This window comes from Streptomyces sp. NPDC058231, from assembly GCF_042882275.1.
Classification (GTDB): domain Bacteria; phylum Actinomycetota; class Actinomycetes; order Streptomycetales; family Streptomycetaceae; genus Streptomyces.
Window position 1 is genome coordinate 26,649 of record NZ_JBHVWN010000042.1, and the last position, 22,215, is coordinate 48,863.

General features: G+C 68.8%; 17 protein-coding genes, 1 pseudogene and 1 riboswitch. Of the genes and pseudogenes, 11 read left to right on the forward strand and 7 right to left on the reverse strand.

Features of this window, described 5'->3' with window-relative positions:
* Window positions 1–6: 6 nt before the first annotated feature.
* On the reverse strand, window positions 7–3,459 hold the full coding sequence (locus ACFVXE_RS25115) for a helicase-related protein (protein ID WP_389674314.1): 3,453 nt from the start codon (window positions 3,457–3,459) through the stop codon (window positions 7–9).
* A 736-nt stretch (window positions 3,460–4,195) separates the two neighbouring features.
* Between ACFVXE_RS25115 and ACFVXE_RS25120 the strand changes: the two genes are divergently transcribed.
* A complete protein-coding gene (locus ACFVXE_RS25120; protein ID WP_389674316.1) occupies window positions 4,196–5,149 on the forward strand; it encodes a hypothetical protein in 954 nt (317 codons plus the stop codon).
* A 199-nt stretch (window positions 5,150–5,348) separates the two neighbouring features.
* Here the strand turns inward: ACFVXE_RS25120 and ACFVXE_RS25125 are convergent, their stop codons facing one another.
* Window positions 5,349–5,567 (reverse strand): hypothetical protein, encoded by a 219-nt coding sequence (locus ACFVXE_RS25125; protein WP_389674362.1) that lies wholly within the window; start codon window positions 5,565–5,567, stop codon window positions 5,349–5,351.
* 529 nt (window positions 5,568–6,096) lie between these two features.
* The gene (locus ACFVXE_RS25130) at window positions 6,097–6,912 is read right to left on the reverse strand and encodes a nucleotidyltransferase domain-containing protein (RefSeq protein WP_389674317.1); all 816 of its coding nucleotides are present in this window, start codon (window positions 6,910–6,912) and stop codon (window positions 6,097–6,099) included.
* 175 nt (window positions 6,913–7,087) lie between these two features.
* Between ACFVXE_RS25130 and ACFVXE_RS25135 the strand changes: the two are divergent.
* A pseudogene (locus tag ACFVXE_RS25135) lies at window positions 7,088–8,318 on the forward strand (IS1380 family transposase); the annotation flags it as partial.
* Window positions 8,319–9,569: 1,251 nt separating this feature from the next.
* Here the strand turns inward: ACFVXE_RS25135 and ACFVXE_RS25140 are convergent.
* Window positions 9,570–10,955 carry a uracil-xanthine permease family protein gene (locus ACFVXE_RS25140; RefSeq protein ID WP_389674318.1) on the reverse strand — a complete coding sequence of 462 codons (1,386 nt, stop codon included), beginning with the start codon at window positions 10,953–10,955 and terminating at the stop codon, window positions 9,570–9,572.
* 182 nt (window positions 10,956–11,137) lie between these two features.
* Window positions 11,138–11,299, reverse strand: a complete 162-nt coding sequence (locus ACFVXE_RS25145) for a hypothetical protein (protein WP_389674320.1) — start codon at window positions 11,297–11,299, stop codon at window positions 11,138–11,140.
* A 264-nt stretch (window positions 11,300–11,563) separates the two neighbouring features.
* Here ACFVXE_RS25145 and ACFVXE_RS25150 point away from each other — a divergent pair, with 264 nt between their 5' ends.
* Window positions 11,564–12,862 carry an alginate lyase family protein gene (locus ACFVXE_RS25150; protein WP_389674321.1) on the forward strand — a complete coding sequence of 433 codons (1,299 nt, stop codon included), beginning with the start codon at window positions 11,564–11,566 and terminating at the stop codon, window positions 12,860–12,862.
* A gap of 50 nt (window positions 12,863–12,912) precedes the next feature.
* Here ACFVXE_RS25150 and ACFVXE_RS25155 read toward each other — a convergent pair whose 3' ends face one another.
* On the reverse strand, window positions 12,913–14,139 hold the full coding sequence (locus ACFVXE_RS25155; protein ID WP_389674322.1) for an MFS transporter: 1,227 nt from the start codon (window positions 14,137–14,139) through the stop codon (window positions 12,913–12,915).
* Window positions 14,140–14,286: 147 nt separating this feature from the next.
* Here ACFVXE_RS25155 and ACFVXE_RS25160 point away from each other — a divergent pair, with 147 nt between their 5' ends.
* On the forward strand, window positions 14,287–15,477 hold the full coding sequence (locus ACFVXE_RS25160; protein WP_389674324.1) for an ROK family protein: 1,191 nt from the start codon (window positions 14,287–14,289) through the stop codon (window positions 15,475–15,477).
* Between the two features lie 49 nt (window positions 15,478–15,526).
* On the opposite strand, the gene ACFVXE_RS25165 is transcribed toward ACFVXE_RS25160, so the two are convergent.
* On the reverse strand, window positions 15,527–16,273 hold the full coding sequence (locus ACFVXE_RS25165; RefSeq protein ID WP_389674325.1) for an SDR family oxidoreductase: 747 nt from the start codon (window positions 16,271–16,273) through the stop codon (window positions 15,527–15,529).
* Between the two features lie 240 nt (window positions 16,274–16,513).
* Window positions 16,514–16,644, forward strand: a riboswitch (FMN riboswitch).
* Window positions 16,645–16,806: 162 nt separating this feature from the next.
* On the opposite strand from ACFVXE_RS25165, the gene ribD reads away from it, so the two are divergent.
* The 7 genes from ribD to hisG all read left to right on the forward strand — a co-directional run bounded on the left by ribD (window position 16,807) and on the right by hisG (window position 22,185).
* Window positions 16,807–17,907: a bifunctional diaminohydroxyphosphoribosylaminopyrimidine deaminase/5-amino-6-(5-phosphoribosylamino)uracil reductase RibD gene (ribD, locus tag ACFVXE_RS25170; RefSeq protein ID WP_389674327.1), complete on the forward strand. Its 1,101-nt coding sequence runs from the start codon at window positions 16,807–16,809 to the stop codon at window positions 17,905–17,907.
* Window positions 17,908–18,516, forward strand: coding sequence for a riboflavin synthase (locus tag ACFVXE_RS25175; protein WP_389674329.1), 609 nt, complete (start codon window positions 17,908–17,910; stop codon window positions 18,514–18,516).
* On the forward strand, window positions 18,513–19,157 hold the full coding sequence (locus tag ACFVXE_RS25180) for a nicotinamide riboside transporter PnuC (RefSeq protein WP_389674330.1): 645 nt from the start codon (window positions 18,513–18,515) through the stop codon (window positions 19,155–19,157). Before ACFVXE_RS25175 ends, ACFVXE_RS25180 begins: the two co-directional genes overlap by 4 nt.
* Window positions 19,154–20,449, forward strand: coding sequence for a bifunctional 3,4-dihydroxy-2-butanone-4-phosphate synthase/GTP cyclohydrolase II (locus ACFVXE_RS25185; protein ID WP_389674332.1), 1,296 nt, complete (start codon window positions 19,154–19,156; stop codon window positions 20,447–20,449). The genes ACFVXE_RS25180 and ACFVXE_RS25185 overlap by 4 nt, the downstream gene beginning before the upstream one ends.
* Window positions 20,450–20,478: 29 nt before the next feature.
* Window positions 20,479–20,964, forward strand: a complete 486-nt coding sequence (gene ribH, locus ACFVXE_RS25190) for a 6,7-dimethyl-8-ribityllumazine synthase (protein WP_030919009.1) — start codon at window positions 20,479–20,481, stop codon at window positions 20,962–20,964.
* Window positions 20,965–20,999: 35 nt separating this feature from the next.
* Window positions 21,000–21,272 carry a phosphoribosyl-ATP diphosphatase gene (locus ACFVXE_RS25195; RefSeq protein ID WP_073739434.1) on the forward strand — a complete coding sequence of 91 codons (273 nt, stop codon included), beginning with the start codon at window positions 21,000–21,002 and terminating at the stop codon, window positions 21,270–21,272.
* Between the two features lie 64 nt (window positions 21,273–21,336).
* Window positions 21,337–22,185, forward strand: coding sequence for an ATP phosphoribosyltransferase (gene hisG / locus ACFVXE_RS25200; protein ID WP_389674334.1), 849 nt, complete (start codon window positions 21,337–21,339; stop codon window positions 22,183–22,185).
* Window positions 22,186–22,215 lie beyond the last annotated feature (30 nt).

Sequence of the window (22,215 nt, forward strand, 5' to 3'; positions counted from 1 at the left end):
ACGCCATCACGACCTCCGGTTGTCGGACACGACGTGGAAAGGGATGCCTTCGGAGACGTCGCGGAGACTCGTCATCGGTCGACACTCGAGCCCTAGGTAGTCGCCTGTCGCGCGGTACCCCCGGTTGTTTCCGCCGGCGAGGGTGGCGGAGGCGCCTGCGGAGCGGAGGCTGGCGATCGCGTGCTCCACCATGTCCTCCAAGTCGCTCCGGAGTTCCTGTCCCTCCGGTCGATGGGTCTGGAAGACCGCGTGGAGCGCCTCGAGCAGCTCGGTCAGCTGGACTCCGTCCAAGCCGCCACGGGCGGGGTCACGGAGAGCAGCCTGCATCTTGGAGAGGTCGTGCAGATGCCCTGGGGCATTGCCCGCCTGCCACCAGTCGCGGTTGGCGATCTGGAGCAGATGACCCATGAGGATTCCGGGAAGGGTCCTGCGTACCGCGAACCGGCTCCAACGGTTGATCGCCACTGGTTCGACCATGCGGTCCAGGTACTCGTGGAACTTGCCGTGGTAACGGTAGTGCGAACGGTCCCGCTCCCGTACCGGGTTGAAGAGCATGAACACGAGTCCGTGGTGCGCGCGGCCGACTCGTGAGGACGCCTGGATGTACTCCGCCATCGACCTGGGCATGCCGTTGAACAGCATGAAGTTCAGTCGGTCCACGTCGACCCCGTGGCTCACCATGCTCGTGGCCACGACCATGCCCGTCTCGCCGTTGGGGCTGCTCAGGTCGTCCAGGACGCCACGCACCTCGTCCAGGCGCGTCTCGCTCTTCAGCTCGGCCACTCGGAGGTCCGGATAACCTTCCCTGCGCAGCGCTTCGTTGACCTGTGTGTCCAGCGAGCGGCGGATACGGCCGAAGTCGACGAGCGTGGTGGCGTACGTGAGGCTCGTGCGGTACAGGTCGACGACCGCACGAAGCTCCTCCTCCGGCCACGCTTCGAAAGCTGGCGGGAGTTTGCGGCGCTGCTCGAGCTTCCACAGGGCTCGGTGTGCGGAGGTCAGGATCCTGACCAGCGTCATCTCCGCGGTCCCCCGGGTCGGCATGACCCCGACGAATCGACGGAGGGGGAGCCCTCGGTCCAGGCGCCAGTAGAAGCTCTCGTCGAGGTTGGGCCCCGGGAGGGGCACCACGACGGACCGGAGGCCGAAGAGGTGCTCGCTCTGGCGGTCCTCGCCCCGGATGGTCGCAGTCGTCGCCACCACCTTCATGCGGACTCCTCGCCCGTCGGCCCGGTGCCTCGACGTCAGGGTGCGCTGCACCTCCGCCAGGAGCCCTTCGTAGTGCCCCGAGAAGGCCCCGAGCTCCTCGTTGACCATGTGCAGTTCGTCGATGATCTCCAGGGAGGGGGAGGGGTCGTAGAGAGGTGCCTTCAGGGGCCCGGGAGCCGTCTTCGGATGACCGGGCGCGTGGCGCTCGTGGCACTTCCCGCCCCGACCGAACCCGTGCTGCGGGCACCAGCAGTCGACGTCCCCCAGGAGCGCGCCGAACTTGTCCGACAGTCCGACGTTGGCCAGCTTGTCCAAGGTGCCGACCACGACCGTGGGCAGGTAGCGGTAGATCTCGGTGTCCACCACGACGATTGGCAGGATCTTCCCGCACTGCTCGTTGCCGCAGACGTGCTTGAGCCTGAGCTCCTGAGGATCGGGGGGCGGGATGTGTACCGACCGTTCACCGCAGTAGGGGCAGTCGTGTACGAGTCGGTACGCATGCCGCTCTGCCTCGCTCGACCGAAGGCGGTCGAGCGTGCGATCGGACGTGAGCGAGTTGGGGGTGTTGCCTCCGCCGGCGTAGAAGCCGATGAAGAAGGGCCACCCGGGATTGCCGCCGACCTTCTTGATGCGGTCAGCGTTGCGGCCTCGGACGATGTCAGCGGCAGCAATGACGTCGAGTTGCCGCTGCGTCTGCTGCAGGGTGAGGAGCCGGAGGGGGAAGCGGCACCAGGCCGAGACCCCGACCTCCTTTCCTCTGGTCCGGTCGTAGAACATGCACACGAGGACCAAGCCGAGATAGGCCTCCGTCTTGCCGCCTCCGGTCGGGTACCAGACGACGGTCGCCGCTTCGGTGGGATCCACGTCCTGGTCGTCACCCCAGAGTCCCGGCGTGAAAAGCTCCTGGGGGTGCTCCCGCCAGGCCAGGGCGCCGATCTGGCTCACGATGGCCACGAGCTGGAAGAGGCGCCACCCTCGGTTCGGTCGCTTTTTCCGCGTGTTGAGCTCCGTCATGGACTCGTTCGCGAGCTGGAACGCGGTCAGCAGACGGGCATCCCGCCGCAGCCACGCGATGCCGTCGCGGAAGCGGGCGACCTCCAACGCCGCGGCCTGGCGGTCGGACTCCTTCCGGCGGGCCAGATCCGGCCTGTCCTGGAGGTCCTCCGTGCTCCACGCGGGGGCGTCGAGATACGCCTCCATCTCGTCGGCGAGGTCCTCCAGAACCGGCAGCGGGTCCGCAGCGAGCGCCGAATAGCCCCAGCGTTCGTCCGCGCGGGCCACCGCGCGATGGGTGTCGTGCTGCGGTACGGGCACGCTGCGGACGGAGACGAGCCGGCCGTCGTGCCACCGCGGCTCGACACCGCAGTTGTTCGCGTACGCCCCCAGGTCCCCCGAGTAGCGGTAGGCGTCGGCTCCGAGATCCATCACGATGGGCAGGAGACGGTCACCGTCGATCTCCAGTCCCGCGCGGAACAGGGCGTTGTCCCTCGCCTCGTCGCGGCGGCTGCGGCCCGCGTTCCTGCCCTTTCCCTGGACGGTCACGACCGGGTCCGCGGCGAGGTTCTGCAGGGTCGCGGTCACCCGGAGCCGTCCCGGGGCCACCGGCCTCGACGTGATGACGACGTGTGCGGCGGGGGCCGGTACCACCGGATCCCCGGCCACCTCTAGGGCCAGCCACTGCTCGAAGGACCTGTCGTCCTCCATCGCCGCAGGAGGCACCAGACGCTCTCGGCGGTCGTTGCCCACACGACGATCGATCCGCGGATCACGGAGCGCCAGCTCGACGGCCTCCGCGAAGCCGTGCCGGAACTCACCCTCCAGAGTCTGACGGAGGCCGGCCTGACCGAGGACGATCTCCACGGGGCCGACCGTCACGTCAAGTCGCCTGAACAACGGAGCCAGCCGGTAAGGCTCCTCGCGATCGCCCGCCCACTCCAGCTGCTCCGCTCGGGTCGGCAGAGCCGAGTAGTAGAACGACGCCTTCGCCTTGACCATGACGGAGCTGGCGTTCTCGGCCTCGAACTCGAACCCGAGGCTGTCCGGAGTCATCCGACCGTACCTAGGTGCGGCGCCGCCCGGCTCGACGGCGTGGGGGCCGAGGCTCTCCATGAAGTAGCGCGCGCTGGGAGGTTCGCCGAGGCAGACGTCGCCCTGTGCCTCGCCTGTCGCGTCGGTGACCACCGCGCTCACGAGGTGCTCGACGAGGGCCGTTTGCTGGGCGACGCCCGGCTTGAACGGGGGTGTGGTCACTGCGTCTCCCCTCCAGCTTCGGCGTAGGTCGCCGACGGGGAGGAGGCGCTGCAGGAGGGCCTGAGCAGGTGGCAGGTGCCGTCGTTCACGAACGAGCGACGGGGGAGCCGAGGCGGCTCCGAGGTACGTGCCGGCGGCGACGAGCATGCACAACCGGCCCGCAGGACAGGGGTGTCCACGGGAATCTCCAGGGTCCGCGAGTCAGAAGCCGCCATGGCACGACGCCGTGGCCGGACATCCTCTGCTTCTCCGAACCTGATCAGGATGAGCTCGGAGCGAAGCAAGTTACAAGCCGATAAACCAAGTTGATCGAATCTGTCCGGAACAAGCCGATCCCTTGACTGATGTCGATCGGCTACCGAAAGGGTGCGGGGTGGCGCCCCGTCTCCTCAGGGCCAACGGCTGAACATCATCACCGGGTGATCCCAAGGCGGTCGGTAGGCCCCTGGCTGGCCGACAGTCCGCGCGCTGCCAGGCGGCGGTTGCGAACATCCTGGCTGAGAGATCGCAGCCGAGAGGCGGACGGAGACGGCGACAGAATCCTTCGGTCCACGTCGGAGGCACGCGACGGCTGCCGTTGTGCGTGTCAACGGATGCAAGGGCAGACGCCGTCCCTGCATCTGCGGGCGGAAGGCTTAGAACGATCGGGTCGACCTACATGACTTCGGCGTAGCCGAACGCCGAGACGCGGCTCGGCGACTCAATTAGGCTCCTGCAAAAAGCACATGGGGGCAATGTGACCATCGACGTAGTCGACGCCGTAGGGCTCGTCCGCAAGAACCGGAAGACGCGCAAGCGTTTGCAACAGGCCGCTCAGGAGCTCGATCGGCAGGCTACGGAGGACTCCGCCGCCCTGAGTAAGGCACGGCAGATGCTCTACGACGTGGCCGTTCTTCCCTCCCGTGATGTCTACGGGCGTATGAAGAACGTAGATCACTTCGAACTGGCGATGATCGAGAGGCCCACCGCGAGCAATGAGGGGGGTGTCGAGCCACGGCGAACGGGTGGTGTCGCCATGTTGCCGGCCGCCCGCATGGTGGGCGGCGTGGTTCTGGTCGTCGCCCTGCCACTCGTCGTCGGTCCCGCTGTCAAATCGGGGTCCTATCGCGCGGTGCAGAGCCTCGGATCCGCCTCCACGGGCAGGGCGATCAAGACGCTGCGTGGGGCCGCAGCCCGCAACGCCGCAGAAGCATGGTTTGGTCGTGGGGCTGTTGCGGTCGGCGGCGGCGGGCGAGTGGCCGGAAGGAAGATGCTGGACCAGATCGAGGCCACTTCGTGCAAGGTCACGTACGAACTGGCAGCGAGATGGCGGATCCAAGCGCTCGAAGCCGGCAAGCAGGAGGAGGCGCAAGTACTGGAGCGGCGCGCGGCCGGCGTAAAGCAGAGGCAGGACGAGGCGCTCGCGCTGCACGAGTGCGTCGAGGGCATGCAGCGCGTCGCTCAGGATCTCCGGTCCGAGCTGATGACGAGGTTGCCGTCACTTATCACTCTGGTTGACAAGTGTGACGATTTCGCCCGATACGACTACCGTCAGCGGGCGGAGGTCGCGACGATGGTCGATCTCGACGGTCTCGCGGTGAAGGTCATGAAGTGCCCGCTGGTTGACCCAGCGGGACGCCCGACCGAGGAATCGAAGCTCGTCGTTGCCGAAGTCGAGGCGCGACTCCAGGCGATGCAACCGCACGCGTGAGCTCCACAACTGGAGTGCTGATCTGCATGGACTCGGCGCGCGCTGGCGTTCAACCGGGTCTCGGAGCCGGGACGTCCCAGGGACTTTTCAGGGACTTTCACGTCTGTCCCGGGGAGGTTCCAGGGACTTTCGGCCGTGCAAGCAGGGAAGGCCCTGACAGCGCTGAAAGACACGTACGCGCTGGTCAGGGCCATTCCGGCTAGCACTCGATGATGTTCACCGCGAGCCCGCCCCGCGCGGTCTCCTTGTACTTGACGGACATGTCCGCGCCGCTGCCCTTCGTGGTCTTGGTGACCTTGCCGGCCTCGATGTACGCGCCCGCCCTCCCATCCCGCTGGTACGCCCCGTGCGTCGACTCGACCGCGCCACGCGCCGTGCCCGCACCGCACTCAACGAGCCGGGGACCGGGGCGTATCACCCCCGGGCTCTGAGGCGGCTGGGCGAATGTTCGCCCGGAACGTGTAGAGGTCCGGGCCGAAACTGGTCGTAGTCGTGTGGAGCGCGCGCGGCGCGAACTGAACTCCGAATTGAAGGAACGCCAGTGGCAGCGTCGGTGCGGGCATTGCGAGGCCCCTCTGGTGAGCACTCTCCGTAAAGGCTGACAGCCAATCAGATGTTCCTGACGCCTCGTTACCTATTCAAGATCATCTTGCACACGCGTTGCACAAGGTGATGAAAAACAGCGGTGATCAATGGAGGGTCGAGAAAGGGTATAACCGCAGGTCATCAGGCATTTAGGGGTGTCGCGCCCCCTGCTTCGGAGGGGCACGACACCCCGCCGGTCAGATGTCGCGGATCTCCTCGAGTCGGCTGCGCTGGGCTGGGTCTGGCCGAAGGAGCGAGCAACGAACACAAGCATGTTCATGAATACAAGGGCTTGAAAAGGCACGAGCGCAGGTGCCGATGGAGACCTTGCCGCACCGATGATCAACGGTGGCCGCACTCGTTCAGACAGCTCGCCCACCAGCAGATCGCGATACTGCTGGAGTGCCGGCCGGTGCCTGCTCAGGGCTTCTGCCCATGGCAAGAGCGTGCTTGATGCCGCGCTGCACGAAGGCGCGGGCCTGCATTGCTCGGCGGATACGCCGCAAACGGCTGATCGGCTCGGGATTTGAGTAACGGCGGTCGTGGATGTCACGAACCACGTCTGCCGGTGCACCCATTTCCAACAGTTCCGCAAGGGCTTCGCCCTTCGTGATCAGCCGCCCGTCGCGCAGCGTGACGGTGGCGCGGGCCAGAACCAGAAGGCCCAGGTCCACCCAGATGTCGTAGATCCAGCGCAGGTGTTTGCTTGTGACCGGAAGCCAGTACTCCTCCAGGTCACGCCGGATGAAGTCTTCCAACTGCCCGGGGACGAGAGGCGGGAGTAGTTCCGCCGGCGACGGACCGTGGAGGGTGAGCCCACCCTCCAGCAGCTCTCGGCGCGTCACCGGAGTTACCGGGCGTTCCAGGATCATGTTGTGGGCCCAGGTGACATGGTCGGTCGCGGCCTCGGAGAGCACCGTTCTGACCATGTACGAGCAGTGCAATTTGGCGGCTGCCGGCTCTTCGTCCAGCAGCCGCTGGTGAATGCTCGCCAGCCGCTCCCTGTCCTCGCCGTCCAAGGGGACTTCGACTATCGCGATGAGATCAAGGTCGCTACGTCCAGGTTGGAAGTCGCCCAGCGCCAGTGAGCCGTGTGCCCACACGGCCACCAGCGGCACCGCCTGCTGTATCTCGGAGACGAACCGCTTGAGCACGAGATCCGTTGCAGTTGCAGCCATGGCCTGAAGCCTTGCACACCGTGATGCACCGCGCTGCAGGTTCCGCGTGATCACGATCTACTGCTGGAGGTGTGCCACGAACACTGAGAGTGAGGTTGACGTAGGTAGAGACCCTGCTTGATGTGATGCTGTGCGGAAGATGAAGGTTTTTGGCCCTTCGGCGTCGCCCTGCGGTGGGAGACGGGCGGTGCACGATCCGGGCAAGATCCTGCTGGACGTGGCCCTGGCGGTCGCGCTGGGCGGGGACTGCCTCGCGGATGCCGCCATGCTGCGGGCCGAGCCGGCCGTGTTCGGGCCGGTGGCCTCCGACCCGACGGTCTCCCGCCTCCTCGACACACTCTCGCCGCGGCCGGGCCGAAGGCCCTGACCGCGATCCGGGCCTCACGGGCTGAAGCCCGCCGACATGTCTGGCGGTTGGCCGACCGTGAGGCGCCTGATGCGGGCGGGACGGTGACCGTGGACCTCGACGGGGTGCTGGTGATCGCGCACTCGGACAAGGAGGACGCCGCACCCACGTGGAAGCGAACCTACGGCCATCACCCGCTGATGGGGTTCGTCGACCACGGACCGGGCGGTACGGGTGAACCGGTCGCGGCCCTGCTCAGACCAGGCAACGCGGGATCGAACACGGCGGCCGACCACATCACCACCACCCAACTGGCCTTGGCCCAGCTGCCGCAGAAGTACCGGCGCGGGCGCCGGACCCTGATCCGCACCGACTCCGCGGGCGGCACCCACGACTTCGTCGCCTGGCTCGCTCAGCGGGGACGGTGGCTGTCTTACTCGGTCGGCATGGTGATCACCGAGGCGATCCACCAGCATGTGCTGAAGGTTCCGGCATCGACCTGGACGGCGGCCGTCGAGGCGGACGGCGAGATCCGCGACGGCGCCTGGGTCACTGAACTCACCGGCGACGTCCTGGACGGCTGGCGCCCAAGGGCATACGGCTGATCGTCCGGAAAGAACGACTGCACCCCGGGGCCCAGTTGCGGATCACGGACGCGGACGGCATGCGGCTGACCTGTTTCGCCACCAACACCTTGGGCCGACCGATCGCCGAGCTCGAGCTCCGTCACCGGCTGCGGGCCCGGGCCGAGGACCGCATCCGCGCCGCCCGTGCCACCGGCCTGCGCAACCTGCCCCTGCACCGCACGGCCCAGAACCGGATCTGGCTGGAGATCGTGCAGATCGCTGTCGACCTGCTGGCCTGGATGCCGATGCTCGCCCTGACCGGCAAGACCCGTCTCTGGGAGCCCCGCCGGCTACGGCTCCGCCTGTTCACCGCGGCCGGACAGCTCGTGACCACCGGCCGTCGGCGACTCCTCCGCCTGGCCCGGCACTGGCCCTGGACCGATCACATCACCGCAGCCCTGGACCGGCTCGCCCGACTGCCCGGCCCTGGCTGACCAGTGGATTCCCCGTCCCTTCGACAGCACCTCAACACCCGGAGCAGTGGAATCCGGCGCCATCCCGAGGCGACACTCGGGTCTTCGGCCTGCACAGCCTCAGCCCACGGCACGAAAACGGTCCACGACTCCGTCGGCGGACCGTCGCGAAACTTCGAGGCTAGAACCAGGATTCGACCGCGCCGACCTCGATCCCGGAAGCGCGCAAGTCGCCTTGGATGTCCGAGTAGATCTGGTCAAGCAGATCAGATTCTGATCCGTTGAATCCGACCGGGATCTGGTTGTAGTTGTTGACCTTGTAACTGAGTCGATAGCCGGGCGCCTGACTGTCTTCGCCGTCATATCAGTCAAATTGAACGTCGATCGTCGTGTTTCCGATCACGTACTCGTCCGAGTTCTCGTCGCCTATTCGATCGATGATGTACTCGATTGGGTAAGTGAAGTAATAGCAGTCGTCACGCTTCATCGAGCGAACCTCGTCATAGTCACTCGTGTCGAACGCCATCAAGTCCTCCGTGCGCTATTCGTGAGCACGGAACGGCCTCGGGTCATGCCGATCCGTGAAAGTCCTCATGGGAGTCGTAGATGTTGTCCCTCGAAATGCTGTTCTTGTGTTCGCATTCTTCGCACTTCCACGTGTACCGATGGTCATCGAAGCCAGCTTGATCGTTGAGGTGCTCTCCGCACCTGTCGCAGTACCAGTCGACGTCTGGGAAGCGTTCGCTCATTCAGTCCTCAGTTCCCCGGTGGTGTCGTCGGCCTCCGGTTCAGGAGACTCGATCCTTCTTGACGATCGTGCCGCAACTGGGGCCGGCGAACAGGTACTTCGCCGAACAAAACCGTAGCCACAGCACCGGGCAACATGATCGCTCTCGGTCTCGTAATGCGTAGGTCTCGCTACCTGGCGTGCACCAACTGCACTCACACCCTGAGACGGCCTCAAGGGCGCCGGGTTGGTCCTGAAGTCGGCCTGTACCCAACCGCAATCAGCGAAGTGCCTCGGGGACATCCCGGGGACTTTTCAGGGACTTTCACGGCTGTTCCAGGGACATTCCGGAGACTTTCGGCCGCGTAAGCAGGGAAGGCCCTGACAGCGCTGAAAGTTACGAACGCGCTGGTCAGGGCCTATTGCCTAGCACTCGATGATGTTCACCGCGAGCCCGCCGCGCGCTGTCTCCTTGTACTTCACGCTCATGTAGGCGGCAACTTTGCCGGAGTCTGCCCTCTGCGGCTCACTGGCGGTGCCTGCGATCACGATCCACCCGGAAGCCCTCGGTCGTACCCCGGATTGCCCGGTTCGAGGAGCGGGGGTTCGTCGGTCATGTGGGCGGGAGCCATGATGCGCAGGGCGTGGTAGCCGATGACGACGATCAGCGTTCCCAACGCGATGCCGCTGAGCTGGAAGTTGTCCGTGATCGACAGGCTCACATTGCCGATGCCGATGATGAGGCCCGCAGCCACCGGCACCAGGTGCAGGGGGTTGGAGAGGTCGACACGGGAACGAACCCAGATCTGGGCGCCCAGCAGGCCGATCATGCCGTAAAGGATGACCGTGATTCCGCCAAGGACGCCACCGGGAATGGCTGCCACAACGGCACCGAACTTGGGGCAGAGCCCGAACAGAATCGCGAAGCCAGCGGCGCACCAGTAGGCAGCGGTCGAGTAGACACGCGTGGCGGCCATGACGCCGATGTTCTCGGCGTACGTGGTGGTGGCAGGGCCGCCCACGGACGTCGACACCACAGTGGCCGCGCCGTCGGCCATGATCGCCGCACCGAGCCTGTCGTCTAGTGGTTCACCGGTCATCTCGCCAACAGCCTTGACGTGTCCAGCGTTCTCGGCGATGAGGGCGATGACGACGGGCAGGGCGACCAGAACTGCCGAGAGGGAGAAGCTCGGGGCATGGAAGGTCGGAAGGCCGATCCAGTCCGCCTTGGACACGCCCGAGAGGTCGAGACGCCAGTGGTCGATGGACTCGGCACCTCCCGCGGGGGAGTGGATCTTACCGAACGCACGGTCGAAGACCCACGAGACGACGTACCCGAAGGCCAGCCCGAGGAAGATCGCGATACGGGACCAGAAGCCGCGCAGTACGACAAGGGCGAAGCCCGTGAACAGCATGGTCAGAAGAGCGGTCCACTGATCCTGGGGCCAGTAGGTGCCCGCGGTGACCGGAGCCAGGTTGAACCCGATCAGCATGACCACCGCACCCGTGACCACCGGCGGCAGTACCGCATGGATGATGCGGGCCCCGAGAGCGCGGACGACCACCCCGCACAGGAACAAGACCGCGCCGACGACCAGCAGCGCGCCAGTGAGAGTCGCCGCGTCACCCCCCTGTGCCCTGATGACGGCGGCGACACCGATGAACGACAGACTGCTGCCCAGGTAGCTCGGGATGTGGCCCCGGGTGATCAACAGGAAGAGGATGGTGGCCACGCCGGAGGCCATCACGGCGAGGTTGGGATCGAGGCCCATCAAGATGGGGGCGACGAAGCAGGCTCCGATCATGGAGACCACGTGCTGCGCGCCGAGACCGACGGTGCGCCCCCAGGTGAGTCGTTCGTCAGGTCTCACGACCTCGCCCGGTGCGAGGCTCTTGCCGTCGCCGTGCAGCTTCCAGCCGAAGCCCGCCATGGTCTTGCTCCTTGATGTGTTGCTGGGGTGGTGCTGAGATCCGCCGGCTGGACCGGGGGCTCGACGACTAGCGGAACATGCGGTTCAGGCGCATGCCGACAGGACGGGCCGTGAGGGTGGGGATTCGACCTGCGTCGTCGTATTCTGCGGGGGAGCGCTGGTCTTCGCGCTCATCATGGGTCCTACGGGGCGACGAACGAAGCGCCGAACATCGCCACCACGTGCTGGGCGCCGAGCCCGAACGTACGGGGCCAGGAGAGTCGCTCATCGGGCCGGACCACGGCCCCCGGTGCGGGGGTCTTTCCGTCGCCGTGCAAGGTCCAGCGCACGCCGAGGCCGCCCATGGTCGCTCCTGTGTGTCCGTGTGAGGGTCCGTGCGGTGCCCGGTGCCGTGTCCGTACGGCCCGGCGCCACCGCGGAGAAGATCAGCGCCATGGTAATGCCGAGCGGTGACGGGCCGCGCATCCAGGTTCTGCCGCGCGAGCTTCGTGGTGCGGGCCTCATCCATGAATCGTGTGCGAAGCATTGTCGTTCCGAACAGGCGGCTCTACGCTCGCACGGTCTTGCTCGTGAACATCATTCACATACTTGATTCAGGGGAGTGCTCGATGAGTGGAACACCCCGTCGGCGCCTCGGCGCCCTGCTCACCGCCACGGTGGCACTGGCCGCCGTACTGGTTCCCGGCACCGCGGCGGCCGCCACCGCCACCGCCCACGGCCACCACCCGCCGCCCCGAGCGCCGAAGACCGTTGTCATCGACGGGCATCGCGTGCAGCAGGCGAAGCTCCGGCTCGACCGCGGAGACCCCGCCCTGCGCACCGCGGTCAAGGGGCTGACCGCGTCGGCGGACAGCTGGCTCGGCCAGGGCCCCTGGACGGTCGTCGACAAGCCGAAGCCCGCGCCGGGCGGGGACTCGCACGACTACCTGAGCCAGGCTCCCTACTGGTGGCCGTCCCAGCCGAAGACCGCTGACAATCCCTGGGGCTGCCCCTACGTCCAGCGGGACGGCGAGCGCAACCCCGAGGTCGACACCGGCACCGACCGCCCCGACATCGGCAAGGTCTTCAACTCGGTCACCACGCTGAGCCTCGCCTGGTACTACACGGGCCGGAAGCAGTACGCCGAGCACGCCTCGGACATCCTGCGCACCTGGTTCCTCGACCCCGCGACCCGGATGAACCCCAACCTGAACCACGGGCAGTTCATCCCCTGCAAGTACGACGGCCGGGCCATCGGCATCATCGACTTCTCCCAGCAGTACACCTCGGTCCTGGATGCCGTCGCCCTGCTCGACACCGGCGCGCCCGGCTGGTCCAAGGACGACCGGGCCGGCATGCGGGCCTGGAACACGTCGTTCCTGGACTGGCTGGTCGACTCCGACTTCGGCAAGCAGGAGTCGGCGGCCGAGAACAACCACGGGACCTTCCAGGACATGCAGATCGCCGGACTCGCCCTCGCCACCGGCGACAAGGAGCTCGCCCGCAAGGTCGTCCTGGACGCCCGCGCGCTGAGGATCGACCAGCAGATCGCCGCCGACGGCAGCCAGCCGCAGGAACTGGCACGCACGCGCAGCTGGCACTACTCGACCTTCGACCTGGTCGCCTACACCCGGCTCGCCGCCATCGGAAAGCAGGTCGGTGTGGATCTGTGGGCCCACCGAGGACCGCAGGGGCAGAGTCTGTTCAAGGCGGTCGACTACCTGCTGCCTGCCGCGACCGGATCCGTCCCCTGGCCGCACCCGGAGCTGGAGTTCTACCGGTACGCGGCCAGTGACATCGTGCACGCGGCGGCCGACGCCGGTGACCGGCAGGCTCAGGCCGCCGTACCGCGACTGGAGGCGCCGCCGGGCGGCGACCTCTGGGCGCTGCGGCCCGCAGCGGAACAGCTCGACTCGATAGCCGGCTGAACGTCGGCGGGCGGGGCTCCACCAGGAGCCCCGCCCGCGGGACGAGCCCTTCAGGCCCGGGGTCCGGTCACCGACTCCGGTGCGCCGACCGCCTTCGCGGCCACCCGGCGGTCGCCCGCCCGCAGCACCCCGGCCCCCAGCACCAGTCCGAACGCCAGCACCGTCACCAGGCCGAACGACGCGACCAGCGACGTCGCCTCGGCCAGCGAGCCGATCGCCGACGGGGCGATCAGCCCCGAGGTGTACGTGATGGTGGCGACGCCGGCGATCGCCTGGCTCGGGTTCGGCCCGCTGCGTCCCGCCGCCGCGAAGGCGAGCGGGACGACCACGGCGACGCCGAGGCCCAGCAGTCCGAAACCGCACATCGCCGGGAGCGGGCCCGGCGCGACGACCACCAGCACGCCGCCGGCGGTCGCCAGTGCCCCGCCCGCCCGCACGGTCCTGACCGCTCCGAACCGGTCGACGACCTTGTCCCCGGCGATCCGGGCAACCGCCATCGTCAGTGCGAACGCCGTGGTGGACGCGGCCGCGAGCCCTGCGGAACTGTCCATGATGTCCCGGAGGTACACCGCCGACCAGTCCAGGCTGGCGCCCTCGGCGAACACCGCGCAGAACCCCACCGCGCCGATGATCAGCGCGGACCTGGGGGGCAGGGTGAACCGCGGCGGCGGCACGGCGTCCGGTTCGCTGCGCAGGTCCAGCACTCCCTGGCAGGCGACCAGTCCGAGCACGGTGAGCACGAGAGCGGCGAGGGCGTGGTGCAGCCGGGCGTCGGCGCCGATATGGGCGGCCAGGGTGCCCGCCGCCGAACCGATCAGGGCGCCGACGCTCCACATGCCGTGCAGCCCGGACATGATCGATTTGTCGAGGCGGTTCTCCACCTCGACGCCGAGGGCGTTCATGGCCACGTCCGACATGCCTGCCGACGCCCCGTACACGAAGAGTGCCGCGCACAGTGTCGGCAGGTTCGGTGCCAGCGAGGGCAGCACCAGCGCGAGCGTCCACAGGGCCAGCAGTCCGCGCAGTGCGGTCCTGGCGCCGAAGCGATGACTGATCGCACCGGCCAGCGGCATGGCGAGCGAGGCGCCGATCGCCGGGAAGGCGAGCGCGATGCCCAGCTGGCCCGCACTGGCTCCGGCGTGGTCCTGGATCCAGGGCATACGGGTGGCGAAGCTGCCGGTCACCGCGCCGTGCACGGTGAAGACCGCGGCGATGGCGAACCTGGCCCGCCTCACCTGCGCCGTACCGAAGACCGTCTCTGCGGATTGCGTCGTCATGCCGCCGTGCCCTCCCCTGGGAATTCTCTGCCGCGGTCGACCCCGCGCCTGTCGTCACGGTGCGGTCAGTAAACTATCAGGAACCCTGCCTGATAAATAGGCCGTCAGGTCTCTCTCCGTGCGGCAGTGATCTGGAAGGATCCCGGCATGCCCGCATCACCGAGTACCGCCCGGGCCATCAACGACCGGCTCGCCCTTCGACTGCTCCAGCGGGACGGCCCGCTGACGGCCACTCAGCTCAAGACCCTGACCGGACTCTCCCGCCCCACCGTCGCCGATCTCGTCGAACGGCTGCAGGGCGCCGGGCTGATCCGGATCGTCGGCGAGAGCGGCGCCGAACGCCGCGGCCCCAACGCCCGGCTCTACGGGATCGTCGCCGACCGGGCACATCTCGCCGCCCTCGACGTACGCACCGACAGCGTCGCCGTCGTCGTCGCCGACCTCCTCGGCGCCACGCTCGCCGAGGCCACTTTGCCGATCGGCAGCGACACCGGAACCGAGGCGGCCGCCGAACAGGCCGCCGCGCTGCTGGAACGCACCGCACGCGGGGCCGGGGCCGCTCCGCTGCACAGCGTCGGCATCGGCGCCCCCGGCCTGATCGACCCGGTCACCGGCGAGCTCCGCGACACCAGCGGCCTGCCCGCCTGGCACCGCCGCCTGGTCCGGGTGCTGCAGCAGCGCCTGCCCGCGACCGTGCTCGTCGAGAACGAGACCAACCTCGCCGCCGTCGCCGAACACCGGGCCGGCGCGGCCCGCGACCGCGACACCTTCGTCCTGCTCTGGCTGGGGCACGGCATCGGGGCGGCCGTCATGCTCGACGGCAAGCTGCGCCGCGGTGCGTCCGGGGGTGCGGGCGAGATCGGCTTCCTTCCGGTGCCGGGCACGGCGGTGATCCCCTCCGCGGTCAGCTGCGACGGCGGCTTCCACTCACTGGTGTGCTCCGCCGCGGTCTGTGAACTGGCCGCCGCGCACGGCATCGACGTGCGCGGACGCACGGAACCCGGCGAACAGGAGCCGGCGGCCGCCTCCGCCGTACGGGCCGCGCTGGCGGGGGAGGGGAGGAGCGAGGACTTCCTCGGAGCCCTCGCCGACCGTCTCGCGGTGGGCGCCGCCGCCGTCGCGGCGGTGGTCGACCCGGGCTGCGTGGTCCTCGCGGGGGAGGTCGGTCATGCGGGCGGCGACGCGCTGGCGGCGTATGTCGAGGAACGGCTGGCCATGATGTCCCCACTGCGTACGGAGGTCAGGGCGGGCATGCTGGGCGGCTCCGCGGTGCTGCGCGGCGCGCTGCTCACCGCGCAGCAGGCGGCGCAGGACGCGCTGTTCCCTGCGGGCGGCTGAGGCGTTCCGGGCGGCCACGGTGCCGCCGACCGGGGCCCGGGCCGGTGGTTCACGCCGGACGGCTGAAGCGCTCCGCGAGGAACTCCTCGAACGTGGTCCTCCCCACGGCCCGCCCCGGTGTCAGATGCTCACCCCGCCGGTAGCCGGCGTAGGCCCGGCCCGCCAGCCGTACGGGGACGATCCGCCGTTTCCTCCCGGTCGCCCGGAGGAAGGCCCGGGCCAGCTCCGGCAACTCCCGCACCTCGGGTCCGCCCATCTCCGGCACCCGCCCGGCCGGACCGGCCACCGCCAGTTCGGCCAGCCGCCCGGCGACCTCGCCGGTGTCGACGGACTGCATCCGCACCCCGGCGGGCAGCGGTATCACCGGCAGCCGGGCCGCTCCGTCGAGAATCCGCAGCACCAGGTCGTGGAACTGGGTGGTCCGCAGGATCGTCCAGCCGAGCCCGGAGTCCTCGACCATCCGCTCGACGCGCCGCTTGACGGTGTAGTAGCCGAGCGGCAGCCGGTCCACGCCGACGATCGAGATGTAGACCAGATGGGACACCCCGGCGCGTTTTGCGGCCTCGATGAGATGGCCGGCCGCCAGGTCGTCGCCGCCGCGTGGTGACGAGGCGCAGTGCACGATCACGTCCACCCCGTCGACGGCCGCGCCCAGCCCCGTGCCGTTGCGCAGATCGACGGCGTACGGCTGGGAGCGCCGGCTCAGCACCCGGACCTCCTGCCCGTCGACGCGCAGCCGGTCCGTCACCTGTCGTCCGAGTGTTCCGGTACCGCCGGTCACCAGAATCGTCGTCATGCGCCCAGCGTGTCAGAACCGCCGGACGCCCGGCGGGAGGGGCTCGTCCGGTCGCCGTGGCGCCGGGCAGAGCGCCGTTCGCCGTCCACCGTGCAGCCCTCCACCGGTGCGGCGCCGGGGCGCGCGCAAGCCGCTCGGTGGCCGGTCCGTGGGCCGTTCCACCGCCCCTGTGAGCCACTCCACAGCGGCTCACCCGCATAGCCGATGAGCAGCCGTGGCAGACTGATCGTGTACCAGCAGCAGCGCACTCCGGGGTCGGTGCAATTCCGAACCGGCGGTTACAGTCCGCGACCCGTCCGCATCCAGCGGCCGGTTGACCAGGTGAGATTCCTGGACCGACGGTTAAAGTCCGGATGGGAGGCAGTGCGCGGCGGGTCGTCACAGGTACGCCGCCGTAAGGCGGGCGCGGTTCCGGGTTCTCCCGGGATCTTTCGCGTCCGTGCCCTCGGTCCCGGCGTCTCCTGTCACGTTCCGCTTCATCTGTCGTCATCGACAGGCCCCGGAGTCCGTGCCCGAAGAGGCAGGAGGACCCGGTGGACACCGCAGCCGACAGCGCCGCCATGCGCCGAGCGATCGAGCTCGCCGCCCGCGGACTCGGCTCCACCAGCCCCAACCCGGTCGTCGGATGCGTGATCGTCGACGCCGCAGGACAGCCGGCCGGTGAAGGCTTCCACCGGCGCGCCGGCGGTCCGCACGCCGAGATCCACGCCCTGCGCGAAGCGGGCGACAAGGCGCGTGGTGGGACCGCCTACGTCACCCTCGAACCCTGTAACCACACCGGCCGCACCGGCCCCTGCGCCCAGGCGCTGATCGAGGCCGGCGTCAGTCGTGTGGTGTACGCGGTCGCCGACCCGAACCCCCAGGCCACCGGGGGCGCGGACACCCTTCGCGCGGCCGGTGTCAAGGCCGAGCAGGGACTCGTGGCCGAGGAGGCGGAGGCGGGCAACGCCGCCTGGCTGACCTCGGTCCGGCTCGGCCGCCCGTACGTCCTGTGGAAGTACGCGGCGACCCTCGACGGCAGGATCGCGGCCGCCGACGCCACCAGCCGCTGGATCACTTCCGCCGAGTCCCGTGCCGACGTCCACCGGCTGCGCGCCGAGGCCGACGCCGTCGTGGTCGGCTCCGGCACCGTCCGTACCGACGACCCCCACCTTGCGGTACGCGGCATCGAGAACGCCGTGCAGCCGCTGCGGGTCGTCGTCGACACCGACGCCACCGCGGTCCGCCCCGGTGCCCGGGTGCTCGACCCCTCGGCCCCCACCCTGATCGCGGTCGCCGAGGACGCCGACGCCGGCCGGCTGCCCGAGGGTTCCGTCCTGCGGGTGCCGCGCGCCGCAACCGGCCGTGGCCTGGACATCCCCGCTCTGCTCGACGCCCTGCACGGGCGCGGGGTCCGCTCCGTGCTCCTCGAAGGCGGCCCGACCCTGGCCGGGGCCTTCGTCGCGGCGGGAACGGTCGACAAGGTCGTCGGCTACCTCGCCCCCGTGCTTCTCGGCGCGGGCCCCGCGGCCCTCGCCGATGCCGGAATCTCCACCATCGCCCAGGCGTTGCGCCTCGATGTGACCGAGACCGTACGCATCGGACCCGATCTGCGCATCACCGCCGTCCCCGGCGCCGCCCGGAAGGAAAACTGAGTGTTCACCGGAATTGTCGAAGAACTGGGTGAGGTCACCGCCGTCGAGAAGCTCGGCGACGCCTCCCGATTCCGCCTGCGCGGTCCCGTCGTCACCGAGGGCGCCAAGCACGGCGACTCCATCGCGGTCAACGGCGTCTGCCTCACCGTCGTCGACTTCGGCGACCAGGAATTCACCGCCGACGTGATGGCCGAGACCCTGAACCGCTCCAGCCTCGGCGCGCTGGAGACCGGCTCCCGGGTCAACCTGGAGCGCCCCATGGCGCTCGGCGGCAGGCTGGGCGGGCACATCGTCCAGGGACATGTCGACGGCACGGGCCGCATCATCGAGCGCAAGCCCTCCGAGAACTGGGAGATCGTGAAGATCTCCCTCCCCGCGGAGCTGACGCGGTACGTGGTGGAGAAGGGCTCGATCACCGTCGACGGTGTGAGCCTGACCGTCGTCGACGCCGGACCCGACTACTTCACCATCAGCCTCATCCCCACCACCCTCGCCCTGACCACGCTCGGCATCAAGGAGCCCGGCGACCCGGTCAACCTCGAGGTGGACGTCATCGCGAAGTACGTCGAGCGGCTGCTCGGCGACCGGGACCGGGAGGACACCAAGTGAGCGCCGTCGACTGGCTCAACTCCGAGGCATTCGCCCTGTTCGGCCAGCACATCAAGTGGTCGGACATGATCGGCAACACGGTCGGTCTGGTCGCCCTCGCGCTGGGCTGGCGGCGCTCCATATGGACCTGGCCCGCCCAGCTGGTCTCCGGCGTGATCCTCCTGGTGGCCTTCGCCTCCGCACACCTGTCGGGCAGCGCGGGCAAGCAGCTCGTGGTCATCGTCGTGGCCGCGTGGGGCTGGTGGTCGTGGAACCGCGGGAAGCAGCAGGCCCAGGACGGTTCCATCGCCGTACGGTTCGCCACCTGGCGCGAGCGCGCCTACCTGGTCGGCGGCGCCGCCCTCGGCACCCTCGCCGTCGGCGGCCTGTTCACCGCGTTCCCCGCGCTGTCGTGGGACCCGTGGCCCGACGCGTACATCTTCGTCGGCACGGTCGTCGCGATGTATGCCCAAGCGCGCGGCATGGTCGAGTTCTGGTTCGCCTGGCTGCTGGTCGACCTGGTCGGTGTGCCGCTGAACTTCGCCAACGGCTTCGCCTTCTCCGGCTTCGTCTACGTCATTTACGGCGCCCTCGTCCTGTGGGGCATGCGCGACTGGTGGCTGCGTACGCGGACACCCGCTCTGGAAGGAGCCACGGCATGACTGCTCAGCCCACCTGGTTGCACCGCGAACACAGCAGCGCCGCCGAGGACCTGTCCCTCGACCCCGTCGAGCAGGCGATCCGCGACATCGCCGCCGGCCGCCCCGTCGTCGTCGTCGACGACGCGGACCGGGAGAACGAGGGCGACCTCGTGATCGCGGCCGAGAAGGCCACCCCCGAGATCGTCGCCTTCATGATGAGCGAGTGCCGTGGCCTGATCTGCGCGCCCATGGAGAACGACGAGCTGGAACGGCTCGAACTGCCGCAGATGGTCGCCCACAACACCGAGTCGATGCACACGGCCTTCACCGTCTCGGTCGACGCCTCCGCCGCGCACGGTGTGACCACCGGCATCTCCGCCGCCGACCGGGCCACCACGCTCCGCTTGCTGGCGGGCGGTCAGGCGGGCCCCGGCGACTTCGTGCGCCCCGGCCACATCTTCCCGCTCCGGGCGCGGTCCGGCGGCGTACTGGTCCGCAACGGCCACACCGAGGCCGCGGTGGACCTGGCCCGGCTCGCCGGCCTCCGCCCCGCCGGAGCGATCGTGGAGATCGCGGGCGAGGACGGCGTCATGCTGCGGCTGCCGGAGCTGGTCCCGTTCGCCCGCAAGCACGGCCTCACGATCATCTCCATCGAGGACCTGATCGAGTACCGCCGCTCGTCCGAGCCGACCGTCCGGCGCGAGGCCGAGGTCCGGCTGCCGACGTCGTTCGGCGAGTTCACCGCGTACGGCTACCGCTCCACCGTCGACGGCGTCGAACACGTCGCGCTCGTCCACGGCGACCTCGGTGACGGTGACGACGTCCTCGTCCGGGTCCACTCCGAGTGCCTGACCGGCGACATCTTCCAGTCGCAGCGCTGCGACTGCGGCCCCCAGCTGCACGCCTCCATGGCGCGCATCACGGACGAGGGCCGCGGCGTCGTCGTCTATCTGCGGGGTCATGAGGGCCGAGGCATCGGCCTGCTCTCCAAGCTGCGCGCGTACGAACTCCAGGAGCGCGGCAGCGACACCCTCGACGCCAACCTGGAGCTCGGCCTGCCCGCCGACGCCCGGGACTACGCGGCGGGCGCCCAGATCCTCAAGGACCTCGGCGTCCACGGCGTACGTCTGATGACCAACAACCCCGACAAGACCGCCGCGCTGCTGCGGCACGGCCTCGCGGTCACCGGACGCGAACCGATGCCCGTCCAGGCCGGCGAGCACAACCTGCGGTACCTGCGCACCAAGCGCGACCGCATGGGACACGACCTGCCCTGGCTCGACACCCCGGTGTCGACCTGCGGCAACCAGTAACGATCACTGAGACGAACGGTAGGAGAGACATGAGCGGCAAGGGCGCACCCGAACTGTCCGTACGCAACTGCGGTGACCTGAGGGTGGCGGTGATCGCGGCCCAGTGGCACGAGAAGGTCATGGACGGCCTCGTCGACGGTGCGCTGCGTGCCCTGCACGACCTCGGCATCGACGAGCCGACCCTGCTCCGGGTCCCCGGCAGCTTCGAGCTCCCGGTCGTCGCCAAGGTGCTGGCCGGCCGCGGCTACGACGCGATCGTCGCCCTCGGCGTGATCATCCGCGGCGGCACCCCCCACTTCGAGTACGTGTCCCACGGCGTCACCAACGGCCTCACGCAGGTCGCCGTCGACACCGGGGTCCCGGTCGGCTTCGGCGTACTGACGTGTGACACCGAGGAGCAGGCGCTCGACCGGGCCGGACTCGAAGGCTCCAACGAGGACAAGGGGCACGAAGCGGTCACCGCGGCCGTCGCCACCGCCGCCACGCTGCGCACGGTCAGCGAGCCCTGGCGCTGACCGGGAGTGCGGGACCCCGTACTCTAAGGACCATCATGGCGAACAAAACCTTCGAAGAGCTCTTCGCCGAGCTGCAGCTCAAGGCCGCCGACGGCGACCCCTCCACCTCCCGCACCGCCGAGCTGGTGGACAAGGGTGTCCATGCCATCGGCAAGAAGGTCGTCGAGGAGGCCGCCGAAGTCTGGATGGCCGCCGAGCACGAGAGCAAGGACGCCGCCGCCGAGGAGATCTCCCAGCTGCTGTACCACGTCCAGGTGATGATGGTCGCCCGCGGGATCTCCCTCGACGACGTCTACGCCCACCTCTGAGCACGACCTCCGCACATCCTCACACCCGTACAAGACTCCGTTCTCGCAAAGGAAACCTGACCTCATGCTGCGCATCGCCGTCCCCAACAAGGGTTCACTCTCCGGGCCTGCGATGGCGATGCTCCATGAGGCCGGTTACCAGCAGCGGAAGGAGTCCAAGGAGCTCGTCCTCGTCGACCCCGAGAACGAGGTCGAGTTCTTCTACCTGCGGCCGCGGGACATCGCGATCTACGTCAGCTCCGGCCGCCTCGACATCGGTATCACCGGCCGCGACCTGCTGCTGGACTCGGGCGCCGACGCCGAGGAGATCCTGCAGCTCGGCTTCGCCCGATCCACCTTCCGTTACGCCACCAAGCCCGGCACGGCCCACGGCCCGCAGGACTTCGACGGCATGACGATCGCCACGTCCTACGAGGGCATCGTCGCCAAGCACCTTGCCGATGTGGGCGTCACCGCCTCCGTCGTCCACCTCGACGGCGCGGTCGAGACCGCCATCGAGCTCGGCGTCGCCCAGGTCATCGCCGATGTCGTGGAGACCGGTACCAGCCTGCGCAACGCCGGACTCGAAGTGATCGGCGAGCCGATCATGAAGTCGGAGGCCGTCGTCATCCGCCGGACGGGTGCTCCGCAGGACGAACCCAAGGTGCAGCAGTTCCTCCGCCGCCTCCAGGGCGTCCTGGTCGCGCGCAGCTACGTGATGATGGACTACGACTGCCGCGTCGAGCACCTGGAGCGCGCGGTGGCACTCACCCCGGGCCTGGAGTCGCCGACCATCTCCCCGCTGCACCACGAGGGCTGGGTCGCCGTCCGCTCCATGGTCGCCGCCAAGGAGGCCCAGCGAATCATGGACGACCTGTACGAGCTCGGCGCCCGCGCCATTCTCACCACGGCCATCCACGCCTGCCGTCTCTGACGGCCGGACAGCCAGCGACCACCCGGAAGA

What these genes read in the sequence shown, in the direction of transcription:
- ACFVXE_RS25185 (WP_389674332.1), top strand. Translation starts at nt 19,154, where the DNA reads ATGACTGCTCAGCCCACCTGGTTGCACCGCGAACACAGCAGCGCCGCC.
- ACFVXE_RS25130 (WP_389674317.1), bottom strand. Translation starts at nt 6,912, where the DNA reads ATGGCTGCAACTGCAACGGATCTCGTGCTCAAGCGGTTCGTCTCCGAG.
- hisG (WP_389674334.1), top strand. Translation starts at nt 21,337, where the DNA reads ATGCTGCGCATCGCCGTCCCCAACAAGGGTTCACTCTCCGGGCCTGCG.
- ACFVXE_RS25140 (WP_389674318.1), bottom strand. Translation starts at nt 10,955, where the DNA reads ATGGCGGGCTTCGGCTGGAAGCTGCACGGCGACGGCAAGAGCCTCGCA.
- ACFVXE_RS25145 (WP_389674320.1), bottom strand. Translation starts at nt 11,299, where the DNA reads ATGGGCGGCCTCGGCGTGCGCTGGACCTTGCACGGCGACGGAAAGACC.
- ACFVXE_RS25165 (WP_389674325.1), bottom strand. Translation starts at nt 16,273, where the DNA reads ATGACGACGATTCTGGTGACCGGCGGTACCGGAACACTCGGACGACAG.
- ribH (WP_030919009.1), top strand. Translation starts at nt 20,479, where the DNA reads ATGAGCGGCAAGGGCGCACCCGAACTGTCCGTACGCAACTGCGGTGAC.
- ACFVXE_RS25160 (WP_389674324.1), top strand. Translation starts at nt 14,287, where the DNA reads ATGCCCGCATCACCGAGTACCGCCCGGGCCATCAACGACCGGCTCGCC.
- ACFVXE_RS25150 (WP_389674321.1), top strand. Translation starts at nt 11,564, where the DNA reads ATGAGTGGAACACCCCGTCGGCGCCTCGGCGCCCTGCTCACCGCCACG.
- ACFVXE_RS25195 (WP_073739434.1), top strand. Translation starts at nt 21,000, where the DNA reads ATGGCGAACAAAACCTTCGAAGAGCTCTTCGCCGAGCTGCAGCTCAAG.
- ACFVXE_RS25155 (WP_389674322.1), bottom strand. Translation starts at nt 14,139, where the DNA reads ATGACGACGCAATCCGCAGAGACGGTCTTCGGTACGGCGCAGGTGAGG.